Here is a 23,584-nt window from a genome sequence, read left to right as displayed (position 1 = left end):
CATGCACACCCTTTTAAACACGCTCTATGTGCTGACACCTAATACCTATGTGCAGCTAAACAACAGTGCTGTGCACATAACTTTTAAACATGAAACTTTGCTGCGAGTGCCGTTGCATAATCTTGATGGCCTCGTTCTGTTTGGCAATATCTTAATTAGTCCTGCCCTCAGCACCGACTTTCCGATGAGGGAAAGAATTTAGTGCTACTAGAGGAAAGCGGTCGTTTTAAAGCGCGTTTGGAGGGACCCGTTTCAGGCAACATCCTGCTTCGGCAAGACCAGCACCGACAGGCTCATAATGCGTTATTTGTCTTGGAATTTGCCCGCGCCTGTATGGCCGGCAAAATTAGAAACAGCCGCGCCTTACTCATGCGCGGTGCCCACGAATCAGCAGATCCAGAGGAGTCGAGGGCGCTTAACCGGGTGGCGGATAATCTTGCTACTTCTTGTAGGACAGACAAAGAGGCTACTGACTTGGATGGTTTACGTGGGATTGAAGGCGAGGCGGCGAGTAATTATTTTGGTGCGCTGAATTTGATTGTCAAACCGCATATGCGCCCTGTATTTCAGCTCAATGGACGCACGCGTCGCCATCCACTCGATCGTTTTAATGCCTTGTTATCATTCTTGTATGCCCTGCTAATGAACGACTGCCGATCTGCACTAGAAAGCAAAGTGTCAGCCTTGACCTCCAACTAGGTTTTCTGCACGCTGTACGTCCTGGCAGGGCGGCACTGGCCTTGGATCTGATCGAAAAGTTTCGTGCGGTGCTGGTTGACCGTCTTGCTCTTACCCTTATCAATCGTGCTCAAATTAAAGAAGACGATTTTGAATTACGCGAAGGCGGTTCAGTGATGCTCAAAGATTCAGGTAGACGCAAGGTTTTAGTTGCTTGGCAAAACCGTAAACAAGAAGAGCTTACCAACCCACTTACCGGTAACAAACTGCCGCTCTGTTTGTTACCATTTATCCAGGCGCGTTTTATGGCTCGTACAGTGCATGGCGAGATGGCGTGTTATCTTCCATATCTTACTAAGTGATTTAAAATGCTATGTTGATCATTGTTGCCTATGATTTTTCTACGGAGACGGCTGAAGGTCGCCGTCGCTTGCGGCGTGTTGCTAGAATCTGTGAGGGTGCAGGTCAGCGGGTCTAAAAATCTGTCTTTGAGTGCCAGGTTAATGAAATGCAATTTGATAAGCTAGAGCGTTCTTTGCTGTTGGAAATCGATGAACGCGAGGATAATTTGCGTTTCTATCGGATTACTGAACCCGCGCGTGTTCTGGTCAAGCAATATGGTGCATTCCGTTCGGTTGATTTCGAGGGTCCGTTGCTTGTGTGAAACGCGAACCTTAGGCAACGGCCAAAGAATTGTGGGGATCGCGCGATGGTTAATATATTGATTAATAAAGCATTTTTTGTTTGGTCTAAGTTATGTATGGTGCGAAAAACACCGGTGTTTGCTGCGATCGCGCGGGCGCCGCAATCAACGCAGTCGAAACCGCAGGTTGCGGTTGTGGAGTCACCCGGCTTTTAATAACCGGGTGTGGATTGAAACTCCAGACCATCACCTGCGGCTTCGTTTGTGGCACTTGGAAAATGTGACTCGATCGCCGGGATCAGGCGCTCCATGCCCATCCCCCGAGACCCCTTCAGCAGCACCACATCCTGAGGCGTTAGGGCGGCGAGAATGGCCTCGATCACCTCAGTCGACCAATCGCTGTAGGCCGCTACCTGCCCTGTCCCTGGGGCCTTGTTGGGAGAGATCTGAGCGATGGCCGCCGCAAAGCAGGGGCCGACAAAGATGCAGTGCTCTGCTGCGGCCAAGGCCCAGGCGACAACCTCCTGATGGGCAGTGGGGCTGCGTTCACCGAGTTCGAGCATATCCCCGAGGATGGAAACGCGCCGCCGCCCCGCCCAGTCCTTTAGCAGGGACAAGGCCGCTGCCATGGAGCTGGGGTTGGCGTTATAGGCGTCATTGATGACCGTTGGACGCAGGGGATCTGCGGCAAATAGCACCTCGCTGCGCAGCGGCGGGGCGTTAGCGCAGTTGAGGGCGCGCCGGATCGTCTCATCATCTGCACCGAAGAGCCGTGCGACTAAGGCAGCGGCCGAGGCGTTGAGCCGGTTGTGGAGACCAGGTAGAGGCAGATCACTAGCCAGAGGATCGAGGTCAAAACGCGAGATGGACACACCTGGCCTTGCAGGCAGCTCTAGGGGCAGCGGCAACCAACGGGCCTCGGGCAAGACCACCGATCCGCCAGGGCGTACGAAGTCAAATACCGCTGACTCCTCCCGCGCCACCCCCGCGAGGTCGCCGAAGAACTCCAGATGCTCTTCACCGATGCTGGTGACCACAGCCAGATCGGGACGCACCAGTTCTGCCAGGGCCGCTAACTCGCCCGGATGATTGGTCCCGAGCTCGCAGACCACGAATGCATCCCCCAACTGGGCGGCCAGTAAGGTAAGGGGGACGCCGAGATGATTGTTGAAACTGCGTGGACTTTGCGTGCCGCGCCAAACGGCTTGTGTCAAGACATGGTGGATGAGATGACGGGTTGTAGTCTTGCCATTAGAGCCTGAAACGCTCAACACCCGGCAGCCAGAGGCACCCAGCAGATCGCGGTAATGGCGGGCCAAGGCGTGTAGGGCGCCGATCGTTGAAGGGACCTGGAGCAGCGCCCCGCCAGGCTCAGGCGAGGGGATCTCTTGCTCTACGATGGCCAGTGCGGCGCCCTGCGCCAAGGCATGGGCAACAAAATCGTGCCCATCCTGGCGTTCACCGCGGATAGCGACGAAGACTGCCCCTGGTCCTAACTGACGGCTATCGATAGAGACACCAGCCAAGGGTTGATCCAGGGCCGGCGGCGGGATCAGCCAGCGACCGCCGGTGATCTGGGCAAATGCAGCAGGGGTCCAGAAGGAGGCCATGGGGATAGGGTCAAGACATCGGGGCCAAGGGATATTTAAACATAGATGCGAACAGGATAGAGGCTACAGGCTACAGGCTACAGGTTCATGCGTTTGAGGGTAGGGGGACCAAGGGCCTGTCCAAATGGTCGGCGCCTATCCCCTCGGTCCGTCACAAGACCGTGGTACCCTTTAAGCAACCTCATCCATCGGATCTCGGTCGGCGTGTTCGTCGACCTTCACAGGCGGGACGGACCAATGACCCCTAGACCTCGGCAGGCCCCAGGATCAATGCACCCTCAAATCAGGCCATGGCCATGTAGGGCCAGGCCTCAATAGGGGATCGGCGATGGAGCCAACCCCAGCATTACAAACTATGCGCGATAGTGGATAATTTTCCACATAGAAAGCACGATGATGCGCACAGGCAAGGCGGCGAAGCGGCTTGGCGTCTCGGACAAGACCATTTGCCTGCCCAAGAGCGGTGAGGTCGCCATGACCGAGGCGTTGTGCTTCGATGGCAAGATTCTTGATGCGACCGTTTCGCGTACTGCGGATCGCTGGGATCCGAGCAGCCGCCTGTGTTCGGTCTGTGGTTGGGAGAATGAGATGTTGGCGTTGAAGGATCGGGAATGGACGTGTCCTCAATGCGGCACGCGCCATGATCGGGACATCAATGCCGCGCTCAATCTCAAACGGCTGGCAACCGCAACTGCCCTACCCGTGGCGAGTCCGTCCGGTAACGGCGGCGCTACAGCAGAGAGGGTCTCTGCCGTAGTCGGGAAAGTCACGCCTGTCAGAGACGAATGCGCTCCGCATTCGGGGCAGGAAGAGAACAGTGCGCCTGTTTGCGCACTTTCTTGAGAGCAGGCAGGCATGAAGGCGCTCTATCTCTATCCCTTGTGGGTGCGTCTTTGGCATTGGATCAATGCTTTGTTGTTTTTGACCCTCATCTATAGCGGCGCCAGCATGCATTTTTCCGGCGGCGATTGGCTGATGCCTTTTAAATTCGCCGTCAGGGTACACAATAGCGCAGGTATCTTATTGACCATTGCCTGGATCGGATTCATCGCCGGCAATATCATGACCGAAAATGGACGACACTATCTGATCCATATCAAAGGCTTTATCGACCAGCTCAGCGTCCAGCTGCGTTATTATGCCTATGGGATCTTCCATAATGAACCGCACCCCTTCCATGTCAGCGCAGAGATCAAGTTCAATGTCTTACAGCAATTGAGCTATCTCGGGGTCATGTATGGGCTCATGCCCATATTGATCCTCAGCGGCTGGTGGTTTTTATTTTCACCCTATCTGCCCGAGAACCTTTTTGGCATCCCAGGCACCTGGGCAGTGGCCATGGTCCATCTGACAACGGCCTATCTCCTCGTGCTCTTTCTCGTGGTCCATGTCTATGTCATCACTACAGGTGAGACCCTGACGACGAATCTCATGGCCATGCTCACCGGCTGGCATCGGGAGGGGCAGGCGCCATGAATCCGGTCGAATTTTTATTGAGACCCAAGGTCAAGCGCGGGTTACTGGTCTTCGGCCTCATCCTACTCCTGGGGATCATATTGTATCGCACCCTGTATCCGCGCATCTTCGAATCATACGTCGGCAAGGTCAATGCGCCCTTGATCTATGACAGCAGCCGGACGCTGAGCGCAGATGAGTTCGAGGCCATCGCCCAGGCATTGAGCGAACAGGCGCGCCGCCAAAAGGCCGAGGCGATCGTCTCCGAGGAGCAGGACCCCTTCGCCCGGCGGATCAAGATCGAGATCCTGATGAATACGGAATCGTTCATCCGCGATTCCGAACCGCGCCATATCAAATATTTCCGCAACGCCGGCATCCGCCGCTATGAAGGCCCCAAGACCTGTCTGCAGTGCCACCAGACCATAGCGATTGAACATCCGGATGGAATGCATTCTCAGGTCGAGACCCTGGAGGATGTGGTCAATTCGGTGCATTTTCGCTTCCAAAGTAGCTCGGGTGGCTTTTCGACCTATGGCTATGACGGACGCCAGGTCAATGCCGGACCCCGTAAGATCGCGGTCGGCAAGATCAATCGCGCCTGCGGCATCCCGGGGAGCTTTAGCTGGACCGGTTGGGCGGTCCTCATCACCAGCCGCCCGGAACATGCCGCAGGGCCCATACTGCGCAGCGAGGGCTGCGGCCAGTGTCATATCGGCGGCAACTATCAGCCGGCAACCGAAAAGATGTTGCCTTTCAGCGATGTCCCGCAGACCGCCAAGGAGGGGATCGACTGCCTGATCTGTCACGCCGCTGTCTATGACATGAACCGGCGGGTGGTGATTGAGGATCGTTATGGTCTGCGCTGGGATCAGGACCGCAGCCTCAAGGCGGCCTTGAGCGTGGGACCGATCCGCTCCGAACAATGTCTGCGCTGCCATCAGCACAATCTCGGCGGCGATGCCTATGCCTATAACCAGGCGGCGCAGGCACTGGGTGATCGCCATCAGCGCATCCTGCACCAGGGCGCTAAGCGCGGCAGCCCCTTTAGCCCACATGACGACGTCCATGCGGCGGCTGGACTCGAATGCACCGATTGTCACCGACCAGAGGGCCACAAGATCCCACGCGGGCGCATGGGGGTGGATCTGGTCGCCAATGACCTGCCGGATAAGGAGGTCTCCTGCGAGACCTGTCATGGGCGCGCCCCGCACAACGCCTCCCCCGACAAGGCACTGCTCAACGGGCATATCGCACGCCTGGCCTGTGAGACCTGTCATATCCCGCGCCTCGAGCCCAATAGCGTCGTGCTGCGCGATTGGGTGCATCCGACCTGGAACCCAAAGGAAGGGATCTGGGAGCCGACCGATATCTATCGCTCGGGCGAGCCGGGCAAGGGGTTGATCTATCTCTGGTTCAATGGCAACGGGACCTTCCTCGCCAATGCCCTGGGCAGCCACCCAGACGGTTCAGAGACCTATCATCCGCTGATGAACCAACTGGTGCGGATCACCGATCCAGAGGCGATCGCCGCGATCCGCACCAAGGCGATCGAGCTAAAGGGACGTTATCCAGACATCGATGTCGAGCGCTATGTGCGCCTGGCGACCGATCCGCTCTCTCAGCTGACACCTGAGCTCATCGAGCGGCGGCGCGCGATGATCGAAAACAACCTGCGCCCGGCGATGAACGAAGGGCAAAGCCGGATCTATCCGTTCAAGATCTTCAACGCCCTGATGTATGAGGACCTCAATAATCAGGGGCCATTTGGGGCCATGATCCTGCCCTTTGATTACAAGGTCTATTACGAGAGCGGAGATACCCTGGCCTCGCTCAAGCGCGCCATCCAAGACCCTATCGTCCAGCGCATGTATCAGGAGCCGTTTAAGCTCTACATGATGGATGAGTTTATGGCCTATTTCGGCGTGGAGGGGGGCTGGAAGGCGCGTTATCCGCTGGTCGGTGACCGATTGCTAGATGTCGAGCCACGCTGGATGCGCCAGATGGGCACGCTCATGGTCAACCACGGGATCAGGCGCCAGGGTCATGGGTGTGCGGACTGTCATGCCCCGAACGGGGTCATGGACTTCGCTGCCATCGGTTATTCGCCCGCGCGGGTCGCTGAGCTTCAGGATCTCAAACAGCTCACAGCAGGAGCCAACCCCAGCATTACAAACTATGCGCGATAGTGGATAATTTTCCACATAGAAAGCACGATGATGCGCACAGGCAAAGCGGCGAAGCGGCTTGGCGTCTCGGACAAGACCATTTGCCTGCCCAAGAGCGGTGAGGTCGCTATGACCGAGGCGTTGTGCTTCGATGGCAAGATTCTTGGTGCGACCGTTTCGCGTACTGCGGATCGCTGGGATCCGAGCAGCCGCCTGTGTTCGGTCTGTGGTTGGGAGAATGAGATGTTGGCGTTGAAGGATCGGGAATGGACGTGTCCTCAATGCGGCACGCGCCATGATCGGGACATCAATGCCGCGCTCAATCTCAAACGGCTGGCAACCGCAACTGCCCTACCCGTGGCGAGTCCGTCCGGTAACGGCGGCGCTACAGCAGAGAGGGTCTCTGCCGCAGTCGGGAAAGTCACGCCTGTCAGAGACGAATGCGCTCCGCATTCGGGGCAGGAAGAGCACAGTGCGCCTGTTTGCGCACTGTCTTGAGAGCAGAAGAGGCGAATGGCCCAACAGTGGCTTTACCCGCGCAGGGGGAAGGGGATCGGGGTTGATCTCCTTGCCCCCTTAGCCGGAAGGGATTACTGGGTCTTGGCGGGTGTCTGGACAAAGGTCCCGACAAAGGTTACGGGCACCGCCTCGCTGATGCTGGGTAGTCCGGCGATCTCGCGTAGCTTTTCAACCGCTGGACTCAAACTAAACTTACCTGCCTGAATCAGGACCGGCTCGGCGGTGGCGACCATTAGCCGGTCCTTATCGAGCCGACCGACCAAAAAGGAGAGGGTCAGGTTTTGGGTCTGACCGCGCAGGCTCAGTTGTCCCTCGGCCGCCAACCGCTTGACCTGGCCGGGTGCCAGCTCACTGAAGAGCTTGGGATCGACCTGGGCCTTGAGGGTGGCCTCTTTATAGTTGGCAGTCTCAAACAGGATCTCGCGCATGCGCTCGTTGCGGATCGGGATCAGGGTCTCGACGCTATCGAGCATCAGGATCAGGGTCGCTTGACCTCGATCATCGATCTGACCGCGCATCTCGTGGAAATAATTGTTCTCGGGGATGTCCTTGGATTTGATGCTGACATAGGTAATGGCTGAGTGTTCCGGATCGAGCGTCCAACCGGCACTGGCCGGTGCTGCCGTCACGGCAAGGGTCGCGATCAGGGCAAATGCAGGGACGATATCGCGCATCTTGGGGATCCTCCGCTCTCGAGTGGACAGTGAAGCAGTCTTGCAGCTGGCCTGCCGCAGGCGGGCTAGCCAGACAGACAGCAATTAAAATGGACCTGAACTCATTGGATACAAGACGCCTACCGGGTAGACCGAGATGTATGAGATCCGCATTGCCCTACCAGACTGGGTCGATGGATTCCTGGCTGCCTACCAGCTCTATCCAACGGATGATGAGGGACGCATGCAGTTGGTCTTAGCGCTTGCGCGCGAAAACATTCGCGCCGGGACTGGCGGACCCTTTGCGGCGGCGGTCTTCGGGCGAGGCGATGGACGTCTGATTGCCATTGGTGTCAACCGGGTCGTGGCCTCCCGCTGTTCGTTGGCCCATGCCGAGATGGTGGCCATCGGCCTTGCCCAGCAGCAGCTGGGGCACTATGACCTCGCTGCGGCGGCTCCCGGGGGCTGTGTGCTCTATACCAGCGCCGAGCCCTGCGCCATGTGCATGGGGGCCATCCCCTGGGCGGGGCTCCAGCGGGTGGTGATCGCTGCGCGTGATATGGATGCCCGCGCCGCGGGGTTCGACGAGGGGGATAAACCCCAAGATTGGCTGGCGGCCTATGCCAGGCGCGGGATTGAAGTGGTCAGCGACCTCTTGCGCGCCGAGGCCGCGGCGGTCCTCGCCCACTATGCCCGGTTAGGCGGTGAGATCTATGGACCCCGTGCCGATCCCTGAGATCTCCAGGGACATGTCTTTAGGCTGAGAGTCTGAGGATTGCCGCTGCTAGAATCGTTTCAGGGATCTAGTGCAACGCGTGATGAAGGCGCCCCAAGCCCCATGTCCATCCCAAAAGCCGCCCTGCTGATCCTCACACTCCTGCTCGCCGCCTGTAGCGAGCCCGCACCTCCCACCCTCAATCTCTACCGCGCGGTTGCCATCGGCGATCTGGATCAGATCAAGCGCCATCTCCACTGGGGCACGGACCTCAACCAGGCGGATGCCGCAGGCGATGAGCCGCTGCATGTCGCGGCGCGCCAGGGCAATGTTGCGAGCGCCCGCCTGCTGCTTGGCGGCGGTGCCGATCCCCAGCGCCGTAATGTCCAGGGTCGTACCCCATTGCAATTGGCACTGATCCACGGCAAGACGCGGGTTGCCGAGCTCTTGAAAGACCAGGGGGTGCCCATCGATTCCCAGACGCTCTTGATCGAGCTGGCAGGCATGGGCGTAGCCAATCGCGATAGCTTCGAGTTTCTCTTGCGCCAAGGGGCACACCTCAATCTCCCGGTTCCAAGCGGTGAGACGGCCCTGACCGCAGCCATTCTGGGTGGTCATCTCGAGACGGCGGCGCGCTTGATCCTCTTGGGTGCCGATGTCAATCAGTCAAACGCTAAAGGTCAAAGGCCGCTCGATCTTGCCCGCTCCCAGCTCGGGCCTAGGCGCGACGACCGTGCGCGTATCAGCGAGCTTTTAGAGCGCAACGGGGCGCTGCCAGGGGATCAGGAAGGGGGCAGAGGTGATCAGACAGACGAATGACGAGGGCCTTGCCGATGGGGGAGAGTCGCTGTTTATCTCAGATCTCCATCTTGGCGTCGACCGACCCGAGATCCTGGCTTGTTTCCTGCGTTTTCTAGAGGGGCGGGCGCGCGCCGCCCAACGGCTCTATATCCTCGGAGACCTCTTCGATGTCTGGATCGGGGACGATGACCTCAATCCCTTCAACCAGAGAGTGATCCAGGCGTTGCGAGATCTTACCCTCTCGGGTACGGCCTGCGCCCTGCTGCGCGGCAATCGTGATTTTCTGCTCGGTCGGCGCTTTGCCCGGCTCACCGGTTGTGTGCTGTTGTCTGACCCCCATCGGGTCCTGATCGGTGGCGAATCGACCCTATTGATGCATGGTGATTTGCTCTGCACCCAGGACCTGGACTATCAGCGCCTGCGTCGGCGTCTGCGCAACCCAGTGGTCCAGTGGCTGTTTTTGCATCGCCCCCTCGCCAAGCGCCAGGCGACCGCCGATGCCTACCGGCAGTTGAGCGCCTCTGCCATCGCCGAAAAGCCCCTGACCATCATGGATGTCGAGCAAAAGACCGTCGAGCGTTATCTACGCCGCCATCGGGCCCAACGCCTGATCCACGGCCATACCCATCGCCCAGAGGATCATGTCTTTTCGCTTGAGGGACGACCCGTCGAGCGCCTGGTGCTCGCCGAATGGCGCGATGGGGTCGGAGAGGTCTTGAGCCATTCGGCACACGGCTGGCAGCGGGAGGTCGTGCGCTGAGTACCGCTCGGTCATGAGTTGGTTATAAGGCCCGGTGGATGATCCTTTGGTCTGACCGGGCCTGGTGATAGCCAACCATGCCCCAACTTCATCGGCTACAATCAGCCCCCACCCGATCTCTCTAAGAGGACTGTTTGTATGCCGGTTTCGGTTCAGTCTATCTGGCAATGGCTCGCTGCTGCCCTTGCCCAAGGGCAAAAATACCTCGAAGCATCCGTTTTACCCTGGCTCAAACAGCGTGCGCTCGATCTCGCCCATTGGTTGCGGGAAGTCTGGGACCAGGCCCAGCCGGTGTTACAACGGCTTCAGATCGCCTGGCGGCTGAGCATGCGCATCCTACCTGACCCGGGGTTTGCCCAAACCGCCGCCGGGCTACTCGATGGGACGCAGTCAACTCCCACCCAGCCGGTGGCGCCGCCACCGCCCCCTGCTGCCGCCAGGCTGCTGCAAGAAAGCCTGCCAGATTCAGCCCTGATCCTGCTAAGTCTCCTGCAAAAGGAAGGCCGGTTCGTCGATTTCATCCAAGAGGACATCCGGCTCTACTCGGATGAAGAGGTCGGGCGCGGCGCGCGCGTGGTCCATCAGGGTTGCCGCCGGATCATTGCCGAGTATTTCACCTTGGCGCCAGTGCGCGCTGAGCCCGAGGGCAGCCGCATTACCCTGGAGCCCGGCTTCGATGCCTCCGCCATCCGTCCCACTGGAAACCTGGTTGGTAACCCACCGTTCACAGGCACGCTGGCGCATCGCGGCTGGCGGGTGATCGAGATCCGGCTGCCCAAGATCGTGAGCAGTCATGATCCACACATCATCGCTGCAGCGGAGATCGAATTATGAGCGGGCGTTATGCGATCGGGATCGATCTCGGCACCACTCACTGTGCACTCGCCTGGGTCGATAGCGAGCACAGCGAGGGCGAGCGGGTCGTCCTTGAGGTCTTGCCCATTCCTCAACTCGTCGCGCCTGGCGCAGTCGAGGCACGCCCCCTGCTGCCTTCGTTCTTGTATCTGCCACATCCCGATGAGTTTCAGGCGGGGGATCTCAGTCTGCCTTGGCCGTCTGACCCCAACCGGATCGTGGGTGAACTGGCGCGTGCCCAGGGCAGCACGACACCTATCCGCCTGGTCGCCAGCGCCAAGAGCTGGCTCTGTCACCCCGAGGTCGATCGCAGGGCCCCGATCCTACCGCCCGGTGTACCCGCTGAGATCCCCCAGGTCTCGCCCTTTGCGGCGAGCGTCCAGTATTTGGATCATCTGCGCCAGGCCTGGAACGAGGCCCATCCCTATGCCCCGCTTGAGGCGCTCGAGGTCACGGTCACGGTGCCGGCCTCTTTTGACCCGGCGGCGCGCGAGTTGACGGCTGAGGCCGCGCACACCGTTGGCATCGCGCATCTGGTATTGCTAGAAGAGCCGCAGGCAGCGCTCTATAGCTGGATTCAAGAGACCCAGGGCGGCTGGCGGCGCCAGGTCAGGGTGGGGGACGTGATCTTGGTGGTCGATGTCGGCGGCGGCACAACGGATTTATCGCTGATCGCGGTCACCGAGCAGGAGGGAGCGCTAGAACTCACCCGGGTTGCGGTGGGCGAGCATATCCTGCTGGGCGGCGACAACATGGATCTGGCCTTGGCGTACGGGCTCAAGGATAAGCTCAAGGCCAATGGGGTCGAGCTCGATCGCTGGCAGATGCAGGCATTGACCTACGCCTGCCGCCAGGCCAAGGAGACCCTGCTCGCTGACCCCGAGCTCGAGCGCCTGCCGGTGGTGGTCCCCAGCCGCAGCTCGCGGCTGATCGGGGGCAGCATCCGTACCGAGCTCACCCGCGCCGAAGTCGAGACCAGCCTGCTCGAAGGCTTTTTCCCTAGGGTTGAGGTGACCAGCCGTCCGGCGATGCGTCCCCGCGCGGCGCTCACCACCCTGGGCCTGCCTTATGCCCATGACCCGGCGATCACACGTCATCTGGCGGCATTCTTGAGCCGGCAGAGCGGGGCAACCCAGGAGCTTGCCGGATTCATCGCCCAGCCTGCCGAATCCTCTTTCCTGCGCCCGACTGCCGTGCTCTTCAACGGTGGGGTCTTCAAGGCCGAGGTCCTGCAAGAGCGAGTGATGGCGGTATTGAATACCTGGCTGGATGCCGAGGGTGCGCCGCCGGCGCGCAGGCTGTCAGCCCATGACCTCGATCACGCGGTCGCCAAGGGCGCGGCCTTTTATACCTATATCCGGCGTCACGGCGGGATGCGCATCCGCGGCGGGACCTCGCATAGCTATTATGTTGGGGTCGAGAGCGCCATGCCCGCGGTTCCCGGGATGGAGCCCGAGCTTCAGGCGCTCTGTCTGGTGCCCTTCGGTCTGGAAGAGGGTTCGCCGCCGGTCGCTCCGCCCCAAGAGTTCGGTCTGATCGTTGGGGAACCGGTGCGTTTCCGCTTCTTTGGTTCGAGCGTACGCCGTACCGACCAAGTGGGCGATCTCCTCGACTCTTGGGAAGAGGGCGAGCTCTTTGAACTTGCCGAGATTCAGACCACCTTGAACGCCGAGGGGCGCAAGCCCGGGGAGATCGTCGCGGTGCGCCTCCAGGCGGCGGTGACCGAGGTCGGGACCCTCGAACTGACCGCCATCCCCGTGGACGGTGGGGATGAGCGCTGGCGGGTTGCCTTCAATACCCGGGGGCAGATGGGGTGACTGACCCTAAGGTGCCGCATGTTCGACGCCGATCAAGCCCTAGCGTCTGTCGTCTGCTATGGCTCTGAGAACATCGATCATGCCAACAAGGCTGCCTGGGTGTTGCATGCAGACACCTGCTGGTGAGTCGATCTGACGCCGGTCTATCACGAAATGACGGGGCCGGCTGACGCCAGGATGAAACAGCAGGCGTTTTTAGGATCCCTTTGTGACAGAATGGCCGAATGAACAGCCTTAAGGACTCGCATCCATGGTCAAGAAATCCACTGGCGCTAGAGACCAGATAACCCAGAATCCGGCAAAGGACCCTCAGACCGTCCAAGCGGCGGATGATGCCTCGGCTCCTTCCCAAAGCCGCAAGACATCCACGCGTAAAGGGGAGGGGACCAAACGCCGGACCGATCCACAGGGGGTGGAACTGCCAGCGGAACCCGCCGCCTTGACCCCTGTTGTCTTCCGCGCAGATGCATCCGCCACACCCGAACCCCCTGCGGATGAAACGCCACAGGCCACTGGACTCACCGAGTCGGCGCAGATTGAGGTCGAGGCGTTAGCATCCGAGGTCGAGACGACAGCGCCGCCGAACCCGCCCGAGACCTCTGGCAGCCTGGAAGCAGCAGCGCCGGAGACTGCAGTCTCGGATGCACTGCCCGCCGAGGCCGAGACCGAGGCCATGGCTGAACCCCCGCCTCCCGCCGACTCTCCCCCTGCGCCAGACCCACAGCCAGTGCTGCCTCCCGTCTGGCGTCCAGCCCTATTCATCATCCATGTCACGCCTGAGCTGGCCTCGGTCGCTAAGGTCGGGGGCTTGGGCGATATGGTCTTTGGATTGACGCGGGAGCTGGCGATCCGCGGCAATCATGTCGAGATCATCCTGCCCAAATATGCCAGTCTGCGTTATGACCAGATCTATGGGCTTCAGGAGATCTATCGCGATCTTTGGGTGCCCTGGTATGAGGGCGCCATCCATTGCACTGTCTATTTCGGCTTTGTCCATGGGCGCAAATGTTTTTTCATCGAGCCGCATTCGCAGGATAATTTTTTTAATCGCCCGAGTATCTATGGTTATCACGATGATGTGATGCGGTATGCTTTCTTCTCGCGGGCAGCGATCGAGTTCATGTGGAAGACCAACAAGCATCCAGATATTATCCATTGCCACGACTGGCAAACCGCCTTGGTGCCGGTCTATCTCTATGAGCAATACCAGGCGCTCGGCATGACCCATCCGCGCGTCTGTCTGACCATCCATAACTTTGCCCACCAAGGTTTGGTCGGTCCCGAGCTATTACGTGCGACCGGTCTGCATCGACCTGAACGCTTTTTCTCCCACACCCAGCTCGGCGACCATCGTTACCCCAATACGCTCAATATTCTCAAGGGCGGGATCGTCTATTCGAACTTCGTCACCACCGTCTCACCCCGCTATGCCTTTGAAAGCAAGGACATGGGCCAAGGCTTTGGTCTAGAGCCAGTTTTGCATACGCATCACATCAAATATGGCGGAGTGGTCAATGGTGTCGATTATGATATCTGGAATCCAGAGATCGATCACCATATCCCTGTGCAATATGGCATCGATACCCTCGATCGTAAATATGACAATAAACGCGCCCTGCGCCATCGTCTTCTGCTCGCCGACAATGAAAAGGCGATCGTCGCCTTCATCGGCCGGCTCGATCCGCAAAAGGGTTTAGAACTGGTGCGCCATGCAATCTTTTACACCTTGGAGCGCGGTGCCCAGTTTGTGTTATTGGGTTCGAGCCCAGATGGACGGATCAATACCGATTTCTGGGGTCTCAAACGTATGCTCAACGATAGCCCCGATTGTCATCTCGAAATCGGTTTTGATGAGGATCTGTCGCATCTGATCTATGCCGGTGCCGACATGATCCTGGTTCCGAGCCGCTTTGAGCCCTGCGGCCTGACCCAGCTCATCGCCATGCGCTATGGAACCATCCCCATTGTGCGAGCAGTGGGTGGCTTGGCAGATACGGTATTCGACAAGGATTATTCCAGCCGTCCGCTGCATGAGCGCAATGGCTATGTCTTTAATGACTATGACAATCCTGGTCTCGAATCGGCATTAGGAAGGGCCATCGCGTGTTATCGTGACTATCCGGAACACTTCCGCGAGCTGATGAAGAATGCTATGCGCTGGGATTATTCCTGGAACCGTCCGGGTCAGGACTATCTCAATATCTATGATTATATCCGCGAATCCTGACGCGCGACCTGGTCAAAAGGATCGCGGCTGCCATGAAGATCTATAATCTCTTTCCCCGCCTGGTGGGTCGTTTAAGCAACTGGTCGCCACATCTCGAACGCGCGGCTGATATGGGTTTCGATTGGTTGTTCATCAATCCCATCCAGCAGGTTGGACGCTCGGCAAGCCTTTATTCGATCGCAGATTATTTCCGTATCAATCCCGAGTTTATTGACCGGCGTTCTAAGTCCAGCCCAGATGACCAGGTGCGGGCCATGATCGCGGAGGCCGAGCGTCTGGGGCTCAGGGTGATGATCGACCTTGTACTGAATCATTGCGCCATCGATGCCCCTTTGGTCGAAGAACATCCTGACTGGTTCGTGCATAATGCGGGTCGGGTGGTCAATCCCTTCTGTGTCGAGGCCGATGGCACCAAGATTGTGTGGTATGACCTTGCGCAATTTGATCATCTGCATTCCCCTGATCGTCAGGGATTGGAGGCGTTTTTTCAGCAAGTGATCGATCACCTGGCTGGGCTCGGTTTTGCTGGCTTTCGCTGCGATGCTGCCTATCAGGTCCCAACCGAGTTGTGGGAGCGTTTGATCGCGCGCACCCGACGATCATATCCGGATATTCTGTTTGTCGCCGAGACCCTCGGCTGCTCGCCCGAGCAGACGCTGGCAACGGCGAAGGCGGGGTTCGACGCCATCTTCAATAGCGCCAAGTGGTGGGACTTCGAAGGGGATTGGCTGCTCGAACAATACGAACTGACCCGCCGGGTCGTGCCTTCGATCGGTTTCCCCGAGAGCCATGACACCGAGCGGCTGTTTTGTGAATCTGGCTATAACCCTCATGCCATGCGCCAGCGCTATCTATTCACTGCGCTCTTTGCTACCGGTGTCATGATCCCGATCGGATTCGAATATGGCTTCTCGACCCGTCTGGACGTCGTGAATACCCAGCCCGATCAATGGGAGGCCATCAATCTCGATCTCACCCATGAGATTGCCCAGATCAACCAGATCAAGGATCGCTATCCGGTCTTGCACAGCGAAGGGCCGATCGAGCGGATCGCCAGCACCAATCCCGCCGTTTTGATCCTCCACAAGTCGCATCCGGCGGGCCAGGGCGAGGCACTCATCATCCTCAACAAAGACCCTTGGAATCGGCAGCGGATCTGGATCGAGAATCTCTATCACCATATCCGCACCCCTGGCCCCTTGCGCGATGTCTCGCTGGAATGGGTCATGGATTATCTGCCCACCCCCTTTGAGTTTGAGCTTGCGCCAGGCATGGGAAGGGTCTTGGTGATCGAGCCGGTATGAATCCGACCGACCGGGTGCTCGGCTGGACATTCGTTGCCCTCTATCTGACCGCTTGCGCTCATGCACCGGCGCGCCCTGAGCCGGAGGAGGCGCGCGAGACCCGTTGGCAGATAGGCCAATATATAGAGGAGAGTTCGACGACACAGATGCCAGCCGCTCACCCTGAACCTGGGCCTTCTGGGATCAAGCAGCGTCAGCTGGTGATCTCGCTGGCGCAACAGCGTTTTGTCTATCGCGAAGACGGGACGCTGGTCCGCAGCGGTCCGGTTTCCTCAGGCGCCCCTGGTCATTCGACCCCCAAGGGTCGCTTTCGGGTCTTGAGCAAGGACCCAGAGAAGGTGTCATCGCGCTATACGAACCAGCTCGGCATGCCAGCCTGGATGCCCTACGCCATCCAGTTCCATGGGCATTATTTTCTGCATGAGGGCTGGTTGCCCGGGCATCCAGATTCGCACGGCTGTGTCCGGCTGCATGAAGCAGATGCTCGATTCCTCTTTGAACGCCTCCAGCCTGGCGATCCCATTCTGATCCGTGACTAGATCCGACTTGGAGAGGGGGATGTTCGCTTATCGCCTGGCTCCATCGCGCGAAGCGGTCTTTTTTAGCTCTCAGAGCTCCTGTGAGGCGAAATCGGCCAGGCGCGAGCGCTCCCCACGAATCAGGGTGATATGCCCGCTGTGTGGCCAATGCTTGAAGCGATCGACCACATAGGTCAGCCCCGAGGTGGTCTCGGTCAGATAGGGGGTGTCGATCTGGCTGATGTTGCCGAGACACACGAACTTGGTGCCTGGACCGGCGCGGGTAATCAGCGTCTTCATCTGTTTGGGGGTAAGGTTCTGCGCCTCGTCGAGGATGATGTATTTATTCAAAAAGGTGCGCCCGCGCATGAAATTGAGCGATGAGATGCGGATGCGGTTGCGCACCAGGTCATTGGTCGCGGCGCGCTCCCAGTCGCCCCCCTCGGGGCGGGTGAGGACCTCGAGATTGTCCATGAGCGCGCCCATCCAGGGGGTCATCTTTTCCTCCTCGGTCCCCGGCAAGAAGCCAATGTCCTCCCCGACGGGGACAGTGACCCGCGTCATGATGATCTCGCGATAGAGATTGCGCTCCAGGACCTGAGCAAGACCAGCGGCCAGCGCCAACAGGGTCTTGCCGGTACCCGCGCCGCCAAGCAGGGTGACGAAGTCAAGCTCGGGGTTCATCAGCATGTTGAGCGCAAAGTTCTGCTCGCGGTTGCGCGCATTGATCCCCCAGACACTATGTCGCGGCAGGCGGTAGTTCTCGACCAGTTCAACGATGGCCTCGGTGGGACTTGGTTTATCGCGCACCATGGCCTCGAACTCGCCCTCCTCGCCATAGGCGATGCACTGCGCTGAATACCAGCCCACGATCTCTGGGCCGCTGATCCGGTAAAAGGTCCGGCCTTGTTCTTGCCAGGACTCGATCGCACGTGCATGGTGCTCCCAAAAGTCAGGCGTTAGGATCTCAAGCCCGGTATAGAGCAGATCGGCATCCTCAAGCACCTGATCGTTTGAATAGTCCTCGGCGGGGATACCGAGCACCGCGGCCTTGATCCGCAGGTTGATATCCTTGGAAACGATGATCACCTGACGGTCGGTGCGCTTAGTACGCAGGGACTGGGCGATCCCCAGGATGGTGTTGTCTGGGGTAGCGCCGGGCAGCGAATCCGGCAGATGGATCTCCAGGGGCTCGGTCTGAAAAAACAGGCGTCCGGTCGGCGGGTGGGTAATCCCACCGCCGACCGAGGCTGGAGCCAAGGGCAGACCCGCGTCGATCTCGGACTTGTCGGCATGGCACATGAGCTGATCAAAAAAACGGCTCGCCTGCCGGACGTTGCGCGCAACCTCGGAGACGCCTTTCTTGGCGCGATCCAATTCCTCGAGCACGACCATGGGGATGAAGATGTCATGTTCCTGAAAACGGAACAGACAGGTGGGGTCATGCATCAGGACATTGGTGTCGAGCACGAACAGACAGGGCTTGTCATTCTTGCGTCGGATCATCGTCTGCACCTTGCCCGCGATCAGCCCTTGACCGGTTCAAGCACAGCATCGAGGTTGAGCGCATCGCAATAGTCCATGAAGTCTTCCCGCAGCGCCGCAATATGGATATCGGCGGGGATGCCGACCGTCATATGGACCGCAAACATCGGGGTACCGGTATGGGCTGCAGCATAGGTAGTGGTCGAGAGGTCCTCAATATTGATGTCGCGCTCGGCAAAAAAGCTCGCCAGCTGATTGATAATCCCCGGATGATCCATGGCCACCACGTCTACCGCATAGGGTAGGAGGTTATGCCCGCTGGCCCGCTCGCCGGTGCGCTTGCAGACGATGGTCAGTCCAAGCTGGCGCTCGATCTCGGGGAGGGCGTTTTCGATCTTGGCGAGCATGTTCCATTTGCCTTCGACCAGGAGCATGGCGGCGAACTCGCCCCCCAAGACCGTCATCCGGCTATCTTCGATGTTACAGCCCTGATCCAAGATGAGCTTGGAAAGCTGGCTGACGATGCCTGGGCGATCTTCGCCAAGTGCTGAGATCACGAGATAGGTCTTTTGCTGCTGCCTGGTCATAGCCGTGCTCGTGGATAGGGAAGTGCGCTAGGATGGTTGTAAACGGGCAATTCTAGCACCACAAGTTATCTAAAGGCGGGCGATTGTACCCAGACGCTGTGCCGGCGGTTGCTGCAAGGCGGGATAGGCGGTGATGATTCCGACCAGACCGCTCGCCAAGGCCGATACCAAGACACCGATCAGCCACAGCGCTGGATCTAGGTCAAATCTCAGTTCAAAGAGTGTGTGCGCCAGCAACCAGCCGATTGCCTGGGCAAAGCTCGCGGCCAGCAAACCTGCTACCAGACCTGTCGCAGTCAATTCAATGACTAGGCTAGCCATGAGATGGGATCTAGATGCCCCGAGGGTACGCAGGATGGCATACTCGGCGCAGCGTCCTGCCAGCGTGGACTGGAGACCGACGGCGATCAACACCAGACCCGCCGCTAGGGTAAAGCCGAAGATCAGCTCGACCGCCTGGGCACCGCGCTCGATCACCCGCCGCACCTGAGATAGGACGGACTCGACATCGATGACCAGGACCCCAGGGAAACGCTGGACGAGCGTATCGATCAGCGACTCTTGGCCCTTGGGCAGATAGAGGCTGGTGATGAAGGTCGCCGCCTCGCCTTGAAGCAGGCTCGGTGCGGCGACGACGAAGAAATTGACATTGAAGCTGTCCCAGTGCACGGACCGCAAGCTGGTGACCGGCGCGTCGAGTTCACGCCCTGAGACCCAAAAGCTCAGGGTATCGCCGAGCCGAATCCCTAGGGTCTCGGCGATCCCCTCCTCGACCGAGAATTGCGGCGGTGCCTGCTCATCTGACCACCACTGCCCGGCGATGATGCGGTTGTCGGTTTGCAGGAGGCGCGCATAGCTCAGATTGAACTCGCGGCTCGCCAGCCGTCGGGCGCGCGGGTCTGGATAGGCCGAGGGGACGACGCTGCGACCGTTGATCCGGGTCAGGCGCCCACCAAGCATCGGATGCATCCCCGAGGTCTGGATACCGGACTCTTGCAGCAGGGTCTGCACTGCCTCGGCCTCATGCGGCTGGATATTGAGCAAAAAATGATTCGGCGCCCCCTCAGGCAGACCCGTCCGCCAGGACTCGATCAGATCCAGGCGCACCAGGGTCAAGAGCAGGAGCGCTAAGATCCCCACGCCCAGCCCCAGGACTTGGAGCAGGGTCAAGGTGGGTCGGCGGGTAAGATGGGCAAGCCCCAGCCGCCAGCTGCCGCGGGCGCACCCGGCAAGGATCTTGAGCAGGCCGATCAATGCCCAGGCGCTGGTCGCCAAGAGCCCGAGGGCAAGTGTCACCCCGGCGAGCAATTTGAGACCGAGTGCCAGCTCACCGGCCTGCCACAGGCTCAATAGAGCCAAAGTCGAGGCTGCAGCAACCAGGCTCAAGGCCGCTGGCATTCGTGGTGCCCCGAGCTCACCGCGCAGCGCCAAAAGCGGTGGTACACGGCCAAGCTGAAGCAAAGGCGGTAGACCAAAGCCGATCAGAGCAATGAGACCGACCGCGACCCCGATCCCCAAGGGCCTGAGCGAAGGCGGCGGGAGTCCGTCGACCTTCAGCCATTCGCCGAGGAGCGCGCTAAGCCCCATCTGTCCCAGCCAGCCCAGGAGACAGCCGATCAGGCTTGCCCCCAGGCCGAAGAGGAGGAGGCGGGCAGCGAAGACCCAGAGCAACAGGTGACGCGGCGCCCCAAGACAACGCATCATGGCCATGGCTGCGACCTGGTGCTGGGCGAGACGCTGGCTAGCGAGGGCGATCGCTGTCCCGGAGACCAACAGGGTTGAGAGGCTGGCCAGGCGTAAAAAACGGGCGGCGCGCTCAAAGGCCGAGCTGAACTCGCTCTGCGCCCCGCCCGCCTCGGTCAGGCTGAGGTTGGGATTGAGACGAGCACGCAGCCAGTCGCGATAGCCCGCGACCGTTTGTGGCTCGCCCGCGATCAACAACCTGTGGCTGGCGCGGCTGGCAGGGCCCAAGAGCCCGGTCGCCTCCAGATCCGCAAGATTCATCAGCACCCGTGGGGCAAAGGCGAAAAGATTGCGCCCTTCATCCGGCTCATGGGTAAGGATCCCGGCGATTGTGAAACGCGCCCCACCCAGCTCGAGCGGCTCACCGACCTGAAGGCTGAGCACCCGCAAAAGAAAGTCATCGGCAAGGACCGTCCCCGGGGAAGGGACGGCAGCTGTCTGTTCGGCAGCACCCTGCGCAGCGCGCGCCCTCAGCTCGCCGCGCAAGGGATAGCTGGGATCTACCGCCTTGAGGACCACAAGCTGCGACTGTGCACCCATGACTACGGTGCGCAGCTCGATGACCGAAGCGGTCTCAAGGCCCAGCCTCCCGGCCTCGGCGCTGAACGATCCGGCGATCGGTCTTGAGGACTCGAGCATCAGGTCAGCGGCGATGAGCTCGCTGCCTTGGCGCCTTAAGACCTGTTCGATGCGCTCGGCAAACAGCCCGACGCTCACGATCGCGGCTACGGTCAGCGCCAGGGCTGCGCCCAAGAGAGACAGCTCGCCGCCGCGCCAATCGCGCTTAAGCAGGCGCAAGGCAAGGAGCCAAGCCCTCATGCCAAGGGCTCCAGGCACCCGTTGTTCAACCTCAAGCGCCGATCGCAATGACCCGCAAGCTCCGGATCATGGGTGACCAGGACCAGGGCTGTGCCCGTCTCCCGACGTAGGGTAAACAAGAGCTCGATGATCGCCCTGCCTGTAGCCTGATCCAGGTTGCCGGTCGGCTCATCGGCAAAGAGGACCTGGGGTCTCGGGGCATAGGCGCGGGCAATGGCTACCCGCTGTTGCTCACCGCCCGAGAGCTGATGTGGATAGTGATGCGCGCGCGGGCGCAAGCCCACCCGCGCGATTGCCTCGGCTGCCCGCTGCTCGGCATCTGCAGCGCCAGTCAATTCTAACGGCAGCAAGACGTTCTCATAGGCGGTGAGGCTGGGCAGAAGCTGAAAGTTTTGAAAGACGAAGCCCACGTGCCCTGCGCGCAGCGCCGCCCGTTCATCTTCGCTCAGACCATTCAGCCGCCGGCCGCAGAGCCAGACCTCGCCTGCCGTCGGGCGGTCGAGCCCGGCCAGGAGGCCCAAAAGGGTCGATTTGCCAGAGCCAGAGGCCCCGAGGATAGCCAGTGCCTCACCTGCCTGGATCTCCAGGTCTAGACCGCTGAGGATGGTCAGGTGACCCTCGGGCCCGGTAATATCTTTGGTCAGGTCAATGGCATGGGCGATAATTTGTTCAGACATGCGAAGGTGGATGGTCTTTTGGTTCTTGTTGGTCTCTCTCATGCCCGCAAGCCCCTTTGCCCAGGGCCCGGTGGTCTTGATCCTGGGTGACAGCCTCAGCGCGGGCTATGGGATCGACCTCGAGCGAGGCTGGGTCGCCTTGTTGGAGCAGCGGCTACAGGCATCTGGATTGCCGCATCAGGTGGTCAATGCGAGCCTCTCAGGCGAGACTAGCGGCGGCGGCCTAACGCGGCTGCCGGCCCTGCTTGAACGCCACCGCCCGGCGGTCGTGGTCATCGAACTGGGCGCCAACGATGGTCTGCGCGGTCTTGGTCTCGATCGGCTGCGCGCCAATCTCGAATCCATGATTGCCCACGCCAAGACGGCAGGCGCGCGGGTCTTACTCATCGGGGTGCGTCTGCCACCAAACTATGGTGCCGCCTATACCCAGGGCTTTCAAGGTGTCTTCTCTGCGCTTGCCCAAGGGTATGGCTTGCCCCTGGTCCCAGATCTATTGCAAGGGGTCGCCGAAGAATGGGACCTGATGCAGGCGGACGCCCTGCACCCCACCGCTGAGGCCCAACCCCGTCTCCTAGATAATCTCTGGACAGCCTTGGAGCCCTTGTTACTTGAGACTGCCCAGGCGCTAGGGCGAAGGGATGGGCCCTGAGGAGACGCTGCAATAAACCCGCGCCCGCCATGCCGTGCCCTTAAATCCGCATTTTTTAACCGTCCCATCAGACTTACTCGTTCCTGCTCAAACGGGAACAAATCTGACTTCCTGCTTCATCGAGGCGGTTTCACGCACCAAGCACAAGCTTGGTGCGCCAGAGTCTTTCTCTCCACAGGCTTCAGGTTCGGCGGAACTCGCCGTAGGGCCGCTTAGGCGGGCCAGACCATTGGCCAGGATATTCCTGGCCGCATTCACGTCACGGTCGTGGGTTGTGCCACACTCAGGGCACGTCCAGCGCCTCACCGACAGCGGCATCTCCTCCATCACATGGCCGCACGCCGAGCACCGCTTGCTGCTTGGGTAGAAGCGATCTACTACCATCACCCACCCGCCACGCATCGCCGCCTTGTACTGCAGTTGCCGACGGAACTCGGTAACGCCCATATCGGCAATACTGCGGGCCAGATGCCGGTTGCGCGGCGTCCCGCGCACGTGCAGGTCTTCGATGCAGATGGTGTGGAAGCGTCGTGTCAGGCTTGCGGTGAGCTTGTGCAGTGCATCCCGCCGGATGTTGGCGATGCGCGCATGCAGCCGCGCCAGGCGCATCCTGGCCTTGGCCCGGTTGCGCGAGCCTTTGCTCTTGCGCGAGAGACTTCTCGAGAGCCTTCGCAGGCGCTTGAGCAGCGCGGTGTGTGGTTTGGGACCAGCAAAGACCTCTCCCGTCGAGAGCGTTGCCAAGGTGGACGCGCCCAGATCCACACCCACCGCGCCTTGGTTCTCGGCGCGGCATCGAGGCGCGTCTTCGGTGTCCACCGTGACGCTGGCAAACCAGCGGTCGGCCACGCGGGAGACCGTGACCGACATGATCTTGCCGGTAAAGCGCAACGGTTCGCGCATG

At 59.9% G+C, this 23,584-nt stretch carries 23 protein-coding genes and 1 pseudogene; 17 read left to right on the top strand and 7 right to left on the bottom strand.

Annotated elements, in window-relative coordinates; all coding sequences use genetic code 11:
- Position 1: 1 nt before the first annotated feature.
- From GWK36_RS15675 to cas2, 4 genes and pseudogenes are all read left to right on the top strand, one after another.
- The gene (locus tag GWK36_RS15675; RefSeq protein ID WP_281352051.1) at positions 2–202 is read left to right on the top strand and encodes a CRISPR-associated endonuclease Cas1; all 201 of its coding nucleotides are present in this window, start codon (positions 2–4) and stop codon (positions 200–202) included.
- Positions 202–699 carry a CRISPR-associated endonuclease Cas1 gene (gene cas1, locus GWK36_RS07995; RefSeq protein WP_281352050.1) on the top strand — a complete coding sequence of 166 codons (498 nt, stop codon included), beginning with the start codon at positions 202–204 and terminating at the stop codon, positions 697–699. Before GWK36_RS15675 ends, cas1 (GWK36_RS07995) begins: the two co-directional genes overlap by 1 nt.
- A complete protein-coding gene (gene cas1, locus GWK36_RS15370) occupies positions 621–1,040 on the top strand; it encodes a CRISPR-associated endonuclease Cas1 (protein WP_343033166.1) in 420 nt (139 codons plus the stop codon). The genes cas1 (GWK36_RS07995) and cas1 (GWK36_RS15370) overlap by 79 nt, the downstream gene beginning before the upstream one ends.
- Positions 1,041–1,051: 11 nt before the next feature.
- A pseudogene (gene cas2, locus GWK36_RS07990) lies at positions 1,052–1,342 on the top strand (CRISPR-associated endonuclease Cas2).
- Positions 1,343–1,533: 191 nt separating this feature from the next.
- On the opposite strand, the gene GWK36_RS07985 reads toward cas2, so the two are convergent.
- Positions 1,534–2,931 (bottom strand): UDP-N-acetylmuramoyl-tripeptide--D-alanyl-D-alanine ligase, encoded by a 1,398-nt coding sequence (locus GWK36_RS07985; protein ID WP_166270696.1) that lies wholly within the window; start codon positions 2,929–2,931, stop codon positions 1,534–1,536.
- Between the two features lie 393 nt (positions 2,932–3,324).
- Between GWK36_RS07985 and GWK36_RS07980 the strand changes: the two genes are divergently transcribed.
- The 4 genes from GWK36_RS07980 to GWK36_RS07965 are packed head-to-tail and all read left to right on the top strand — an operon-like array spanning position 3,325 to position 7,052.
- Positions 3,325–3,774, top strand: coding sequence for a zinc ribbon domain-containing protein (locus GWK36_RS07980; RefSeq protein ID WP_210756725.1), 450 nt, complete (start codon positions 3,325–3,327; stop codon positions 3,772–3,774).
- A gap of 12 nt (positions 3,775–3,786) precedes the next feature.
- Positions 3,787–4,407, top strand: a complete 621-nt coding sequence (locus GWK36_RS07975; RefSeq protein WP_166270695.1) for a cytochrome b/b6 domain-containing protein — start codon at positions 3,787–3,789, stop codon at positions 4,405–4,407.
- Entirely contained in the window at positions 4,404–6,575 is a 2,172-nt protein-coding gene (locus GWK36_RS07970; RefSeq protein WP_166270694.1) for a multiheme c-type cytochrome, read from the top strand. Before GWK36_RS07975 ends, GWK36_RS07970 begins: the two co-directional genes overlap by 4 nt.
- 27 nt (positions 6,576–6,602) lie before the next feature.
- Positions 6,603–7,052, top strand: coding sequence for a zinc ribbon domain-containing protein (locus tag GWK36_RS07965; protein ID WP_210756724.1), 450 nt, complete (start codon positions 6,603–6,605; stop codon positions 7,050–7,052).
- A gap of 92 nt (positions 7,053–7,144) precedes the next feature.
- Here GWK36_RS07965 and GWK36_RS07960 read toward each other — a convergent pair whose 3' ends face one another.
- A complete protein-coding gene (locus tag GWK36_RS07960) occupies positions 7,145–7,747 on the bottom strand; it encodes a YceI family protein (RefSeq protein ID WP_166270693.1) in 603 nt (200 codons plus the stop codon).
- Between the two features lie 136 nt (positions 7,748–7,883).
- On the opposite strand from GWK36_RS07960, the gene GWK36_RS07955 reads away from it, so the two are divergent.
- The 8 genes from GWK36_RS07955 (at position 7,884) to GWK36_RS07920 (ending at position 16,744) form a co-directional block, all read left to right on the top strand.
- Positions 7,884–8,462: a nucleoside deaminase gene (locus tag GWK36_RS07955; protein ID WP_166270692.1), complete on the top strand. Its 579-nt coding sequence runs from the start codon at positions 7,884–7,886 to the stop codon at positions 8,460–8,462.
- Positions 8,463–8,564: 102 nt separating this feature from the next.
- Entirely contained in the window at positions 8,565–9,260 is a 696-nt protein-coding gene (locus GWK36_RS07950) for an ankyrin repeat domain-containing protein (protein ID WP_166270691.1), read from the top strand.
- Positions 9,241–10,002 (top strand): UDP-2,3-diacylglucosamine diphosphatase, encoded by a 762-nt coding sequence (locus tag GWK36_RS07945; RefSeq protein WP_246237491.1) that lies wholly within the window; start codon positions 9,241–9,243, stop codon positions 10,000–10,002. Before GWK36_RS07950 ends, GWK36_RS07945 begins: the two co-directional genes overlap by 20 nt.
- Positions 10,003–10,140: 138 nt before the next feature.
- Entirely contained in the window at positions 10,141–10,836 is a 696-nt protein-coding gene (locus GWK36_RS07940) for a DUF2760 domain-containing protein (protein ID WP_246237490.1), read from the top strand.
- Entirely contained in the window at positions 10,833–12,674 is a 1,842-nt protein-coding gene (locus tag GWK36_RS07935; protein ID WP_425482743.1) for an Hsp70 family protein, read from the top strand. The genes GWK36_RS07940 and GWK36_RS07935 overlap by 4 nt, the downstream gene beginning before the upstream one ends.
- 250 nt (positions 12,675–12,924) lie before the next feature.
- The gene (gene glgA / locus GWK36_RS07930; protein WP_166270690.1) at positions 12,925–14,901 is read left to right on the top strand and encodes a glycogen synthase GlgA; all 1,977 of its coding nucleotides are present in this window, start codon (positions 12,925–12,927) and stop codon (positions 14,899–14,901) included.
- A 32-nt stretch (positions 14,902–14,933) separates the two neighbouring features.
- On the top strand, positions 14,934–16,205 hold the full coding sequence (locus GWK36_RS07925; RefSeq protein ID WP_166270689.1) for an alpha-amylase family glycosyl hydrolase: 1,272 nt from the start codon (positions 14,934–14,936) through the stop codon (positions 16,203–16,205).
- Positions 16,202–16,744: a L,D-transpeptidase gene (locus tag GWK36_RS07920; protein WP_166270688.1), complete on the top strand. Its 543-nt coding sequence runs from the start codon at positions 16,202–16,204 to the stop codon at positions 16,742–16,744. Before GWK36_RS07925 ends, GWK36_RS07920 begins: the two co-directional genes overlap by 4 nt.
- A gap of 69 nt (positions 16,745–16,813) precedes the next feature.
- Here the strand turns inward: GWK36_RS07920 and GWK36_RS07915 are convergent, their stop codons facing one another.
- The 4 genes from GWK36_RS07915 to GWK36_RS07900 all read right to left on the bottom strand — a co-directional run bounded on the left by GWK36_RS07915 (position 16,814) and on the right by GWK36_RS07900 (position 22,034).
- A complete protein-coding gene (locus tag GWK36_RS07915; protein WP_166270687.1) occupies positions 16,814–18,229 on the bottom strand; it encodes a PhoH family protein in 1,416 nt (471 codons plus the stop codon).
- Between the two features lie 20 nt (positions 18,230–18,249).
- Positions 18,250–18,795, bottom strand: a complete 546-nt coding sequence (locus GWK36_RS07910) for a glycine cleavage system transcriptional repressor (RefSeq protein WP_166270686.1) — start codon at positions 18,793–18,795, stop codon at positions 18,250–18,252.
- Positions 18,796–18,864: 69 nt separating this feature from the next.
- Entirely contained in the window at positions 18,865–21,357 is a 2,493-nt protein-coding gene (locus tag GWK36_RS07905; RefSeq protein WP_166270685.1) for an ABC transporter permease, read from the bottom strand.
- Complete coding sequence (locus GWK36_RS07900) at positions 21,354–22,034, bottom strand: ABC transporter ATP-binding protein (RefSeq protein ID WP_166270684.1); 681 nt, start codon at positions 22,032–22,034, stop codon at positions 21,354–21,356. The genes GWK36_RS07905 and GWK36_RS07900 overlap by 4 nt, the downstream gene beginning before the upstream one ends.
- A 40-nt stretch (positions 22,035–22,074) precedes the next feature.
- Here GWK36_RS07900 and GWK36_RS07895 point away from each other — a divergent pair, with 40 nt between their 5' ends.
- On the top strand, positions 22,075–22,683 hold the full coding sequence (locus tag GWK36_RS07895) for an arylesterase (protein WP_246237489.1): 609 nt from the start codon (positions 22,075–22,077) through the stop codon (positions 22,681–22,683).
- 87 nt (positions 22,684–22,770) lie between these two features.
- Here GWK36_RS07895 and GWK36_RS07890 read toward each other — a convergent pair whose 3' ends face one another.
- A complete protein-coding gene (locus tag GWK36_RS07890) occupies positions 22,771–23,583 on the bottom strand; it encodes an RNA-guided endonuclease InsQ/TnpB family protein (protein WP_210756723.1) in 813 nt (270 codons plus the stop codon).
- Between the last annotated feature and the right edge of the window lies 1 nt (position 23,584).

The organism is Caldichromatium japonicum (assembly GCF_011290485.1).
GTDB lineage: Bacteria > Pseudomonadota > Gammaproteobacteria > Chromatiales > Chromatiaceae > Thermochromatium > Thermochromatium japonicum.
Note: the sequence above shows the minus strand (reverse complement) of the source record. Positions and strands in the feature narration are given on the sequence as shown.

Excerpts from the sequence above, each read along its gene's own strand:
- GWK36_RS07935 (WP_425482743.1), top strand. The coding sequence starts at position 10,833 with ATGAGCGGGCGTTATGCGATCGGGATCGATCTCGGCACCACTCACTGT.
- GWK36_RS07905 (WP_166270685.1), bottom strand. The coding sequence starts at position 21,357 with ATGAGGGCTTGGCTCCTTGCCTTGCGCCTGCTTAAGCGCGATTGGCGC.
- glgA (WP_166270690.1), top strand. The coding sequence starts at position 12,925 with ATGGTCAAGAAATCCACTGGCGCTAGAGACCAGATAACCCAGAATCCG.
- GWK36_RS07965 (WP_210756724.1), top strand. The coding sequence starts at position 6,603 with ATGATGCGCACAGGCAAAGCGGCGAAGCGGCTTGGCGTCTCGGACAAG.
- GWK36_RS07925 (WP_166270689.1), top strand. The coding sequence starts at position 14,934 with ATGAAGATCTATAATCTCTTTCCCCGCCTGGTGGGTCGTTTAAGCAAC.
- GWK36_RS07975 (WP_166270695.1), top strand. The coding sequence starts at position 3,787 with ATGAAGGCGCTCTATCTCTATCCCTTGTGGGTGCGTCTTTGGCATTGG.
- GWK36_RS07915 (WP_166270687.1), bottom strand. The coding sequence starts at position 18,229 with ATGATCCGACGCAAGAATGACAAGCCCTGTCTGTTCGTGCTCGACACC.
- GWK36_RS07890 (WP_210756723.1), bottom strand. The coding sequence starts at position 23,583 with ATGCGCGAACCGTTGCGCTTTACCGGCAAGATCATGTCGGTCACGGTC.
- GWK36_RS07940 (WP_246237490.1), top strand. The coding sequence starts at position 10,141 with ATGCCGGTTTCGGTTCAGTCTATCTGGCAATGGCTCGCTGCTGCCCTT.
- GWK36_RS15675 (WP_281352051.1), top strand. The coding sequence starts at position 2 with ATGCACACCCTTTTAAACACGCTCTATGTGCTGACACCTAATACCTAT.
- GWK36_RS07910 (WP_166270686.1), bottom strand. The coding sequence starts at position 18,795 with ATGACCAGGCAGCAGCAAAAGACCTATCTCGTGATCTCAGCACTTGGC.
- GWK36_RS07895 (WP_246237489.1), top strand. The coding sequence starts at position 22,075 with ATGCCCGCAAGCCCCTTTGCCCAGGGCCCGGTGGTCTTGATCCTGGGT.
- GWK36_RS07955 (WP_166270692.1), top strand. The coding sequence starts at position 7,884 with ATGTATGAGATCCGCATTGCCCTACCAGACTGGGTCGATGGATTCCTG.
- GWK36_RS07900 (WP_166270684.1), bottom strand. The coding sequence starts at position 22,034 with ATGTCTGAACAAATTATCGCCCATGCCATTGACCTGACCAAAGATATT.
- GWK36_RS07985 (WP_166270696.1), bottom strand. The coding sequence starts at position 2,931 with ATGGCCTCCTTCTGGACCCCTGCTGCATTTGCCCAGATCACCGGCGGT.
- GWK36_RS07960 (WP_166270693.1), bottom strand. The coding sequence starts at position 7,747 with ATGCGCGATATCGTCCCTGCATTTGCCCTGATCGCGACCCTTGCCGTG.
- GWK36_RS07970 (WP_166270694.1), top strand. The coding sequence starts at position 4,404 with ATGAATCCGGTCGAATTTTTATTGAGACCCAAGGTCAAGCGCGGGTTA.
- GWK36_RS07920 (WP_166270688.1), top strand. The coding sequence starts at position 16,202 with ATGAATCCGACCGACCGGGTGCTCGGCTGGACATTCGTTGCCCTCTAT.
- GWK36_RS07980 (WP_210756725.1), top strand. The coding sequence starts at position 3,325 with ATGATGCGCACAGGCAAGGCGGCGAAGCGGCTTGGCGTCTCGGACAAG.
- GWK36_RS07950 (WP_166270691.1), top strand. The coding sequence starts at position 8,565 with ATGTCCATCCCAAAAGCCGCCCTGCTGATCCTCACACTCCTGCTCGCC.